The following is a 4,066-nucleotide window of genomic DNA, read 5'->3' as shown; positions in this document are numbered from 1 at the left end:
TTCGAGTTTCCAGGCTCGGTTATAGATTTTGCTACAACGCTGCTAAATTTACGGGAATTTTGCCCGCTTGTAAAGCTAATTTTTGCCATTTTGCGAACACTCCGACAAAAAGCGGTTAATTTCACTAGCAGAAAAAAGCACAGTTTGCCCCACTTTGATTTTGTGGAGCTTGCCAGCCTTGGCTAATTTATCAATTTTAGAACGTGAAAAGCCTAGAAGCTCATTCAATTCTTTAATGGTGTAGTGTTTTTCTAAAGTGGGTGTAAGGTTCATCATTTTTTCATCTCCTTGCGTTAGCGTTCGTTAATTTGCGTTTACTCTAAGCAAGCATCTAGCCAAAATGAAAGATCCAAAAGTTATAATAAAAATGTTTATAAACATTTATAAACACTAGAAAAATGTAACGCCATTTCACTTTTTTAGGGCAAAAAGTGCCATATTATTGATTTTTAAATAATAAAAAATTATAAAAATGTAACGCTATTACATATAGTGAAAGAGCCTATATTCCAAAAAGAAAAATGTAACGCTGTTTCATTTTGTACTACTTAAATAGTTTGCGTATTTTTTCATCTTATTATGATGAACGGGTAAAAAGTTGTATTTCTGCATTAAATGGGATTTCCCACGATAAGCGGGACAAAATGGGACGTTTGCGGGACAAAATGGGACGTTTGCGGGACAATTTAAGGGGTTAGCGGGACAATTTTTTATAGTTATTTTTATTTAAGATATTGATTTTATTAGTTATTTTATATTTATAAGGCTGAATTGTCCCGCTGTCCCGCTGATTTTTCACTATAAAAACATTTTTAAAAGTTTAGGCAATAAAAAAGCCTAGCGGGGTGGGCTAGGCTTTGGGTTATGGCTGGCGGGCTTGCTCTATAAAATCCGCCCATAACTGCATAATAACTTTACGCTGTTCTATGTAGGTTGCGTGATTGTATGCAAGGCTAACATTCCCCCCTGTTTTGTGGGCTAAGCACGCTTCTGCGTGTTCGTGGGTTATGCTTTGTTCTGCTAGATAGGTTCTAGCCAATCCCCGCAATCCGTGGGCGGTTTGTCGCCCTTTATAGCCCATTCTTTCTAGGGCTCTTCTAACACTATCTCGGCTCATTGGTTCGTGTATGTGTCCACGTTTAGGGAATACATATTTAAAACGCCCTGTAATCTGCTGTAACTGCTCTAACAATGCGATAACTTGGCTAGATAGTGGGACTATATGCGGTTCTCCCGCTTTCATTCTTTCCGCTGGAATAGTCCATAGTTTTTTATCTAAATCAAATTCCGCCCATTCTGCTTCAGATGCTTCACCTGGTCGAACCATTGTTAGAAGCTGGAAATAAACTAAAGCCCTTGTTTGTGGTTGTATCTTGGCATTTTCAATATCCTGCAGTAATTGGGGGATTTCTTCCGTTTTAACGTGTGGGTTATTCTTTTTCTTTACCCGCTTTAAATTCTTGCCCATTTTCAAGCAAGGATTAAAAGAGAGAATACCGCCATTTACCGCAAAATTTAAAATTTCGTTGATATACATTGCCAGCCGTTGGGCCATATCAATATTATTTCGTTCTTCTACTCGTTTTAAAGGAATTAGGGCAAGCGTGGGTACTATCTCATTTATTGGGTACTCTCCAATAAACGGGAAAATGTGAAGCTCGAGACTACGCCAGTATTTATTAAGCGTTTTATCTGTAATTTCGCCTTGCTTCTTCTCTCTCCACTTTTCCGCTACGGCTCGGAATGTTCGGCTATTTGCTAACTTCTCTTCTTGCTCTTGCTGGGTTTTGTGAAGCTGTGGATCTATCTGCTGTGCTAGTAATGCTTGGAACTCGTCCCGCTTAACTCTTGCTTGTGCAAGGCTTACCGCTGGATAACTGCCTATGGTAATCTTTGTTCTTGCTTTAGTTTGCGGGTGGTTGTAGCGGTAACGCCATTTTTTAGCCCCAGTAGGGAATAGCTGAAGAAATAGCCCTTTGCCGTCGTTTAGCTCGTTTGTTCCGCCTTGTATATATTTAGCTTTCTCTACTTGTGTATTGGTTAATGGTTGGATAATTCTCGCCATAAAATCCCCGTTTTAGTACCCAAATTTTTTATAGTTTATCATGTGGGTACTTTATAGGGTACTATTATTTTGGCTCATTATGATGAAAGCTGACGAATGTAGACGAATGAAATAATAAAAAAGCCTTGAAAATCAAGGCTTCTAGAGTAATAAAAATGAATGTTGAGTAATGTAGACGAATAAAGGTGGTGGAGATAATCGGGATCGAACCGACGACCTCTTGAATGCCATTCAAGCGCTCTCCCAACTGAGCTATATCCCCATGAATGGGCGGTATAATAAAATGCTCCGCCCTTGATGTCAATACCAATTATGCTTGTGCGTTGATAAAATCAATCGCTTTTTGAAGGCGTGTAAGCGTTCTTTCTTTGCCGACTAATTTCGCCGTAATATCCATAGATGGCGATTGAGCTGAGCCGGTTACTGCAAGGCGGAATGGCATACCCACTTTACCCATACCGATTTCAAGCTCTGCGGCGGTTTGGTTCATTGCATCGTGGATATTTTCAACCGTCCAATCATCACAAGCGGTCAGTTTTTCCAATAATTTTGCAAGTGGTGCAATTGCTTCTGCTTTGAAGTTTTTCGCTACTGCTTTTTCATCATAGCTATCAAATTCTTGATAGAAATAACGGCTTTGGCTTGCTAGCTCTTTTAAGGTTTTTGCACGTTCGCTTAATACAGGGATAATTTCTTCCAATGTTGGACCATTTGCCGTATCAATATTTTGATCATTCATGTGCCATGCCAAGTATTTAGCGACATGCTCTGCCGGTAAACTACGCATATAGTGTTGGTTTAACCACTGTAATTTCTCAGTGTTAAAGGCACTTGCTGATTTGCTTACCGAATGAATATCGAATAATTCAATCATCTCTTCACGAGTGAAGATCTCTTGGTCGCCGTGTCCCCAGCCTAAACGTACGAGATAGTTAATTAAGGCTTCCGGTAAATAGCCATCATCACGATATTGCATTACGCTGACCGCACCGTGGCGTTTAGAGAGTTTTTGACCATCATCGCCGTTAATCATCGAAACGTGTGCGTAGGTTGGAATTTCTGCCCCTAACGCTTTTAAAATGTTGATTTGGCGTGGTGTGTTGTTGATATGATCTTCGCCACGAACAACGTGGGTAATGCCCATATCCCAGTCATCCACAACCACACAGAAGTTGTAGGTTGGAGCGCCATCGGTACGGCGGATAATTAAGTCGTCTAATTCGCTGTTGCTGATTTCAATGCGTCCACGCACGGCATCATCAAAGACCACTGAGCCTTCCGTTGGATTTTTAAAACGAACAACGTGCGGTTCGCTTGGGTCGTGCGAGTGATCGCCTAAGCAATGGCGGTCATAACGTGGTTTTTCTTTATTTGCTTCTTGGTTTGCACGTAATTCATCTAAACGCTCTTTTGAGCAATAGCAGCGGTATGCCGTGCCTTCTTCAATCATTTGATCGATCACTTGGTTATAACGATCAAAACGTTTTGTTTGGAAATAAGGGCCGTGTTCCCACGCCAAGTTAAGCCATTCCATACCTTCAATGATCGCAGCGGTTGCTTCCGGGGTAGAACGCTCAAGGTCGGTATCTTCAATGCGTAATACAAATTCGCCGTTGTTATGTTTAGCATATAACCAAGAATAAAGTGCGGTTCTTGCACCACCAACGTGTAAATAGCCGGTTGGGCTTGGTGCGAAACGAGTACGCACTTTTACATTCGGATCTAAAGGGAAAAGGGTTTCAATTTTCATTCTATTTGCCTATTTTGTAAAATTTGAGTCAAAATCGACCGCTATTCTACTCTTTTTTTGCTTTCTTTTGGGGAATAAAATGCTTAAAAACGGGTGTTTTGGACGAAAAAAACGCCAAACAGCACGAAATTACAAAAAAGCGTTTGACGAATGGCTAAAAACCTCTATAATGCGACCTCACGACAACGGGCGATTAGCTCAGTTGGGAGAGCACCTCCCTTACAAGGAGGGGGTCACTGGTTCGAGACCGG

3 protein-coding genes and 1 tRNA gene are annotated in these 4,066 nt (G+C 40.9%); all 4 read right to left on the bottom strand.

Features of this window, described 5'->3' with window-relative positions:
• Positions 1 to 75 precede the first annotated feature (75 nt).
• Positions 76 to 276: a helix-turn-helix domain-containing protein gene (locus AM305_RS10215; RefSeq protein ID WP_005825749.1), complete on the bottom strand. Its 201-nt coding sequence runs from the start codon at positions 274 to 276 to the stop codon at positions 76 to 78.
• A 586-nt stretch (positions 277 to 862) separates the two neighbouring features.
• Positions 863 to 2,065, bottom strand: a complete 1,203-nt coding sequence (locus AM305_RS10210; protein WP_005825745.1) for a tyrosine-type recombinase/integrase — start codon at positions 2,063 to 2,065, stop codon at positions 863 to 865.
• A gap of 186 nt (positions 2,066 to 2,251) precedes the next feature.
• Positions 2,252 to 2,327, bottom strand: a tRNA-Ala gene (locus AM305_RS10205).
• A 48-nt stretch (positions 2,328 to 2,375) separates the two neighbouring features.
• Positions 2,376 to 3,815, bottom strand: coding sequence for a glutamate--tRNA ligase (gltX, locus tag AM305_RS10200; protein ID WP_005825743.1), 1,440 nt, complete (start codon positions 3,813 to 3,815; stop codon positions 2,376 to 2,378).
• Positions 3,816 to 4,066 lie beyond the last annotated feature (251 nt).

The organism is Actinobacillus minor NM305 (assembly GCF_000175195.1).
GTDB lineage: Bacteria > Pseudomonadota > Gammaproteobacteria > Enterobacterales > Pasteurellaceae > Haemophilus_A > Haemophilus_A minor.
This window is presented reverse-complemented; position numbering and strand designations above follow the sequence as displayed.

Excerpts from the sequence above, each read along its gene's own strand:
- AM305_RS10215 (WP_005825749.1), bottom strand. The coding sequence starts at position 276 with ATGATGAACCTTACACCCACTTTAGAAAAACACTACACCATTAAAGAA.
- AM305_RS10210 (WP_005825745.1), bottom strand. The coding sequence starts at position 2,065 with ATGGCGAGAATTATCCAACCATTAACCAATACACAAGTAGAGAAAGCT.
- gltX (WP_005825743.1), bottom strand. The coding sequence starts at position 3,815 with ATGAAAATTGAAACCCTTTTCCCTTTAGATCCGAATGTAAAAGTGCGT.